At 69.9% G+C, this 229-nt stretch carries 1 protein-coding gene; it reads right to left on the bottom strand.

Annotated features, from left to right (window positions below; translation table 11 throughout):
- Positions 1 to 229: ABC transporter permease subunit (locus tag SB751_RS36075; protein ID WP_410749736.1), on the bottom strand; the 229-nt coding region annotated here is incomplete at both ends.

Consider the following 229-nt stretch of genomic DNA (forward strand, 5'->3'; position numbering starts at 1 on the left):
CGGCACCGCACGCCGCTCCACCCACCGCATCGCGAGATCGAACAGCCACGCGATCGCGCCGATGATCAGGATGCCCATCACGACGATGTCGGTGCGCAGAAAGCTCGACGCGTTGAGCACCATCTGCCCGAGCCCGGCCGTCGCGGCGACCATCTCGGCCGCGACGAGCGTCGTCCAGCCGAACCCGATCGCGATCCGCAGCCCGGTGAGGATTTCCGGCAGCGCGGCC

It is taken from the genome of Cupriavidus sp. SIMBA_020 (genome assembly GCF_046535395.1).
Lineage (GTDB): Bacteria > Pseudomonadota > Gammaproteobacteria > Burkholderiales > Burkholderiaceae > Cupriavidus > Cupriavidus campinensis.